We start from the raw sequence: 5,643 nt of genomic DNA, 5'->3' as shown, positions 1-5,643 counted from the left end.
CGGTGGCGCGGGTCGTGGCCGTCTCCGGCGCCGGCCCGGCCGCCCTTGATGCCGCCCTGGAGGCCGCCGTCGCCCGCCTCGCCGCCGCGCCGGAGGCCGGGGCGCCCTGGGACCGGGTGCTGTGGGACGCCGCCGCCGAAGCGGTGGCGCAGGAGCAACTGACCGAGGCGGTGATCCTGCTCGCCGCCCTCGCGGTCGCCCCGGGCGGGCGGGCCGAAGGGCTCCTCGGCCTCGCGGTCTGCGCCGCCCGGCTCGCCGTCTACGAGGAGGCCCGCGTCCTCGCCCTCGCCAGCCGCGACGACGGCCCCGGCCACCCCCGGGCGCTCTACGTCGCCGGCCTGTGCGCCCTCGAACAGGGCGACCGGCGGGCGGCCCAGTCCTTCCTCGCCACCGCGGCGCGCATCGCCCGCCGCCGGGCCGAGTTCCGCGAGGACGCCCGCCTCGCCCAGCGCCTGCTGCTCATCATGCACATCGCCTGACGCCCCGATGATCCCGTCCTTCTCCCCCGATCGCCCCGATTCCGCCGGCCCGGCCGGCGACCTCCTCGACGCGCAGGACGTGCGCCTGCTGGTCGAGACCGGCTTCATGGCGCTGATGCACGGCTTCGTCGCCTCGGCCGGCGAGATCTTCGACGGCGTCGTGGCGGCGCGGCCGGCGCAGGAGGCCGGGCATCTCGGCCGCGCCATGGCCTGCCTGCACGGCGGCGACGCCGACGGCGCGGTGCGGATCCTCCGGCGCCTGCCGCCGAGCGACGCCGCCCGGCTGTTCCTCGGGCTGGCCCTGCACCGGCAGGGCGAGGCCGGCGAGGCGCGGGCGATCCTGTCCGAGGTCGCCGCCAGCGCCGCCGGAACGCCGCACGCCCGCAGCGCCGACGCGATCCTCGCCGGCCTCGACGCCGAACCGACCAGGGGGCCCGGCCCCCGCCGCGATTGAGAGTGCACCCATGGCAAGCTTGAGCCTGGCCAATCTGGCCTTCGGCCACGGCACGCCGGCCGGCGACGCGGCCGTCACCGGACCCGCGACCGACGCGAGGCGCTCGGCGGCGTTCGAGGACGCGGTCGGGCGCGGCCTCGACCTCGAGGGGCCGGCCCGCCCGAGCGAGGGCGACGCGATCCTCGGCGGGCTGCAGCGCCTGCGCGGCACCTTCGAGGCCCGCCACGACCGCATCGGCGCGCTGATGCGCGGCAGCGCGGTCGACACCGAGACCCTGCTGTCGATGCAGATGGAGATCGCCCAGTACACCCTGCTGGTCGACGTCTCCTCCAAGCTCACCGGCAAGACGACGCAATCCCTCGACACGCTGATGAAGGGCCAGTGACCGGACGCCGCTTCCCGATCCCCCCGGCGCTGCGGCGGGCCGGCCTCGTCGCCGCGGCCTGCCTGATGCTCGCCGGCTGCGAGAGCGAGCTGTACTCGAACCTGAGCGAGGTCGAGGCCAACCAGATGCTCGCCGTGCTGATGTCGAACGGCATCAAGGCCGGCAAGACCGCCAAGGGCAAGGACGGCTTCACCGTCACGGTCGAGGACCGCGACATGCTGCGCGCGATCACGCTGCTCACCGACCGCGGATTCCCCAAGAACACCCGCGAGTCGATCGGCAAGGTCTTCCAGAAGTCCGGCATCATGTCGTCGCCGTTCGAGGAGCGGGTGCGCTACATCTACGCCCTCGGCGAGGAGGTGGCGCAGACCCTCAGCCAGGTCGACGGCGTCGTCGCGGCCCGCGTTCACATCGTGCTGCCGGACGCGCCGCAGCTCGGCCAGACCGTCAAGCCGTCCTCGGCGGCGGTGTTCATCAAGCACCAGCCCGGCGTCGACCTCGACTTCTTCGTGCCGCAGATCCGCCGCCTCGTCAGCAGCGCGATCGAGGGGCTGGAATACTCCGCCGTGACCGTGGTGCTGGCCGAGGCGCAGCCGACCAAGCTCGTCGGCACCGCCCCGGTGGTCCCGACCGTGCAGGTGCTGCCGGGCCTCAGCGTGCGCGACACCGATACCGGGCGGTTCTGGCAGCTCTTCTACGGCGTCCTCGCCCTCGTGGTGCTGCTTCTCGGCGGCCTCGCCGCCACCGGCGCCCTGCTGCTGCGCGGCCGGTTCCGTCGCCGGCGCGCCGGCCCGCCGGAACTCGCGGCGCTGCCGGTGGTCGAGCCGTCGTGACCGCGGTCGCGATCCCGCCCGGGCCGGAATGGCGGGCCGCCCGGCTCGCCGCGGCCCTGGCCGGCGTCATCGCCCGGCCGCTCGACCATCTCGACGGTGCCGCCGCGGCGGCCTCGGCCGCCGCCGCGCTCGCGCCGCTGCCCGTGTCCGACGTCGCCGCTCTGGCGGCGCGCCCGGCCTTCCGCCGGCCGCTCAACCGCGCCGCGTCGCGGGGCCTCGGCCTGCACGCGCTGCCCCTCGACGCGGCCTTCCTGGCGCGTCTCGCGGCGGCCCCCCGGACCCGGCTCGCCGCCCTGCTGGCGACCCAGCCGGCCGGGCCCCTCGGCGAGGCGGCGCGGCTCGCCGCCGCCGCCGTGCTGCACCGGCGGGTGACCGGGCTGGTGCTGCGCACCGACCGCGCCCGGATCCGGACCGCGCTCGGGGAATCCGGCTTCGCCGTCGCGGTGCACGAGGCGCCGCTGCTGCACGCCGACCTCGCCGAGCTCGACGACGGCGGCGGCGCCGCGGCCTTCGCCGCCGACCTCGACCCGGAGGCGGCCCGGGCGCACCTCGCCGGCACCGGGCTCGGTCTCCTCGCCCGCTTCCTCGCCGCCGTCGAGCCGGGCCTCGCCGCCCTGTTCCGGCACCGGCTCCCGCCCGGGGCGGAGCCCAGGGACCCGCTGCCGGGGAGCGCCTGCGACCACCTCACCCGATTGCTGCGCCGGAGGATGGACCCGTGGACGGCCCTTATCGGCTGAGCGAACTCGGCTACCGCCTGCCGGCCGGCGCGCACGTCCTGGCCCCGGAGGCGCTCGCCCCGGTCGAGGCCGCCACCGGCCTGCTGCGCGAGGCCGAGGCGCGGGCCGCCGGGATCGTCGCCTCCGCCCAGGCGGCCTACGACGAGGAGCGCCGGCGCGGCTACGCCGACGGGCTCGCCCAGGCCCGCCTCGACGCGGTCGAGCGGCTGCTGCGCGAGAGCGCGGCGCTCGACGCCGGTCTTCGCGACCTCGAAGGCGAGCTCGGCCGCCTCGTCGCCTCGTGCCTGCGCAAGCTCGTCGCCGGGTTCGACGACCACGCCCGCGCCGAGGCGGCGGTGCGCGCCGCCCTGCGGCAGATGCGGCGCGAGCGGCGCCCGGAGCTGCGGGTCGCCCCTGCGCAGTTCCCCGCCTTCAAGGCCGGCATCGCGGCGATCGCCGCCGAGTTTCCCGAGATCGAGTTCGTCGACGTGGTCGAGGATGCCGGCCTCGTGCCGCCGCAGGTGGTGGTCGAGGGGCGCATCGGCCGGGTCGAGGCCGACCTCGACGCCGCCCTCGACGACGTCGAGGCGCTGATCCGCGGCGCGGTCGCGGCCGGCGGCCGGGCGGGCGCATGAGCCGCCCCGAACCGCCCCCGGACGGCGCCGCCCTCGACCGCGAGCGGCTGGCGCGCATCCGCGCCCGGCTGCCGGCCGCCGCCGCCGGCCTCGCCGAGCGGGCCGGGGCCTTCACCGCCTTCGGGCTGACCGGCCGGGTCCGCAAGGTCGTCGGCACCATCATCCATGCCAGCGTGCCGGACGTGCAGGTCGGCGAGATCGTCGAGCTGGTCACCCGCGCCACTGGCCTGCGACTCTCCGCCGAATGCGTCGGCTTCCTCGACGACGAGGCGCTGCTGTCGCCGATCGGCGGCACCCAGGGCGTCTCGCCGCGCACCGAGGTGCGGCGCACCGGCCGGGTCCAGTCGGTCGCGGTCGGGCCCGGGCTGCTCGGCCGGGTGCTCGACGGCATGGGCACCTTCATCGACGGGCGCGACCTGCCCTTCGTCCCCGAGGCCCACGTCCCGGTCTACCAGGACCCGCCCGACCCGATGCGCCGGCGGGTGATCGACGCGCCGCTGCCGCTGGGCATCCGGGCGCTCGACGGCGTGCTGACCTGCGGCGAGGGCCAGCGCATGGGCATCTTCGCGGCGGCCGGCGGCGGCAAGTCGACCCTGCTGTCGATGCTGGTCAAGGGCGCCGAGGTCGACGTGACCGTGCTGGCGCTGATCGGCGAGCGCGGCCGCGAGGTGCGCGAGTTCATCGAGCACGATCTCGGCCCCGAGGGGCTGGCGAAGTCGATCCTCGTCGTCGCCACCTCCGACCGCAGCTCGATGGAGCGCGCCAAGGCGGCCTTCGTCGCCACCGCCATCGCCGAATACTTCCGGAGCCAGGGCCGCAAGGTGCTGTTCCTGATGGATTCGGTCACCCGCTTCGCCCGGGCGCTGCGCGAGATCGGGCTGGCGGCCGGAGAGCCGCCGACCCGGCGCGGCTTCCCGCCCTCGGTCTTCGCCAACCTGCCCAAGCTGATGGAGCGGGTCGGCATGTCCGACCGCGGCTCGATCACCGCGCTCTACACCGTGCTGGTCGAGGGCGACGACATGAACGAGCCGGTGGCCGACGAGACCCGCTCGATCCTCGACGGCCACATCGTGCTCTCGCGCAAGCTCGCGGCGGCCAACCACTACCCGGCGATCGACGTGCTCAGCTCCAAGAGCCGGGTGATGGGCGCGGTCACCTCCCGCGAGCACCAGGAGATGGCGGGCAGGATCAACGCGTGGCTCGCCGCCTATGCCGAGGTCGAGCTGCTCATCAAGGTCGGCGAGTACAAGAAGGGCGCCGATCCCGACGCCGACCTCGCCATCGCGAAATATCGGGCGATCAACGCCTTCCTCCAGCAGCGCACCGACGAGGTCGAGTCGTTCGACGCCGTGCTGGCCAAGCTGAGGGCGCTGACGCGATGATCGGCCAGATGACGGTGCTGCTGCGCCTCAAGCGGCTCAAGGAGGAGCAGGCCCTGCGCGCCCTCCAGGCCAAGCGGCGCGAGGTCGCGGCGGCCGAGGAGGCGCTGGCGCAGGCGAAGGCGGCGGTGGCGGCGAGCGCCGCGAGCCTGCCGGCGCGCGAGGACGCGATCTACGCCGCGATCCTCTACCGGGTGGTCGATCCCGACGACCTCGAGGAGACCCGCGGCGCCGTCGAGGCCCTGCGCAGGGAGCACCTGCGCCTCGTCGACGCCGCCGAGCGCGCCGCCTACGTCCTGCACCGCCTCGCCGAGGAGCTGGCGGAGCGGGCCGAGGCCCACCGACGGGCGGCGCGCACCACCGAGAAATACGACCTCGTGCGCGGCGACCTCGTCGCGGTCGCCGACGCCGCCGCGGCGGTGGCCGAGGAGAACGAGGTCGACGAGATGTTCGGCAGCCGCCGGCAGGAGGTCGCATGACGCGCATCGGCACCCCGGATCGCGGCGTCCCCGACGCCGCCCGCACCGAGCCCGCCGGCCGCGAGGCGGCGCGGGGGCCCGGCCGCTCCCGCGATTCCCATCGCGATTCCCTGCGCGACCCCGCCGGGGACCCGTTCCGGAACCCGGAGCGCGGCGGCGACCCGCGCCGGCAGCCGGGATTCCGGCAGCCGGAGTTCCGGCACGAGGGTCGCGGCGACCTGCGCGGCGCCGGCGAGCGCGGTCCCGGCTTCGGCGACGGGCCGTGGCACGAGGGCCGGGACCG

The 5,643-nt window shown here is 76.1% G+C and carries 8 protein-coding genes and 1 pseudogene; all 9 read left to right on the top strand.

Features of this window, described 5'->3' with window-relative positions; translation table 11 throughout:
* On the top strand, positions 1-479 hold a 479-nt coding region (locus EOE48_RS28315; RefSeq protein ID WP_210249608.1), incomplete at its 5' end, for a hypothetical protein.
* A 7-nt stretch (positions 480-486) separates the two neighbouring features.
* Positions 487-933, top strand: a complete 447-nt coding sequence (locus EOE48_RS28310) for a tetratricopeptide repeat protein (RefSeq protein WP_127734209.1) — start codon at positions 487-489, stop codon at positions 931-933.
* A gap of 10 nt (positions 934-943) precedes the next feature.
* Complete coding sequence (gene sctI, locus EOE48_RS28305) at positions 944-1,318, top strand: type III secretion system inner rod subunit SctI (RefSeq protein ID WP_127734208.1); 375 nt, start codon at positions 944-946, stop codon at positions 1,316-1,318.
* On the top strand, positions 1,315-2,151 hold the full coding sequence (gene sctJ / locus EOE48_RS28300; protein WP_127734207.1) for a type III secretion system inner membrane ring lipoprotein SctJ: 837 nt from the start codon (positions 1,315-1,317) through the stop codon (positions 2,149-2,151). The genes sctI and sctJ overlap by 4 nt, the downstream gene beginning before the upstream one ends.
* Entirely contained in the window at positions 2,148-2,888 is a 741-nt protein-coding gene (locus EOE48_RS29480; protein WP_187371583.1) for a hypothetical protein, read from the top strand. Before sctJ ends, EOE48_RS29480 begins: the two co-directional genes overlap by 4 nt.
* Complete coding sequence (gene sctL / locus EOE48_RS29475) at positions 2,867-3,502, top strand: type III secretion system stator protein SctL (RefSeq protein WP_187371582.1); 636 nt, start codon at positions 2,867-2,869, stop codon at positions 3,500-3,502. Before EOE48_RS29480 ends, sctL begins: the two co-directional genes overlap by 22 nt.
* The gene (gene sctN, locus EOE48_RS28290) at positions 3,499-4,884 is read left to right on the top strand and encodes a type III secretion system ATPase SctN (protein ID WP_127734206.1); all 1,386 of its coding nucleotides are present in this window, start codon (positions 3,499-3,501) and stop codon (positions 4,882-4,884) included. The genes sctL and sctN overlap by 4 nt, the downstream gene beginning before the upstream one ends.
* Positions 4,881-5,360, top strand: a complete 480-nt coding sequence (gene sctO, locus EOE48_RS28285; protein ID WP_127734205.1) for a type III secretion system stalk subunit SctO — start codon at positions 4,881-4,883, stop codon at positions 5,358-5,360. Before sctN ends, sctO begins: the two co-directional genes overlap by 4 nt.
* A pseudogene (locus EOE48_RS28280) lies at positions 5,357-5,643 on the top strand (hypothetical protein); the annotation flags it as partial. The gene sctO and the pseudogene EOE48_RS28280, both read left to right, overlap by 4 nt.

This window comes from Methylobacterium oryzihabitans (genome assembly GCF_004004555.2).
In the GTDB taxonomy this organism is placed as follows: domain Bacteria; phylum Pseudomonadota; class Alphaproteobacteria; order Rhizobiales; family Beijerinckiaceae; genus Methylobacterium; species Methylobacterium oryzihabitans.
Note: the sequence above shows the minus strand (reverse complement) of the source record. Positions and strands in the feature narration are given on the sequence as shown.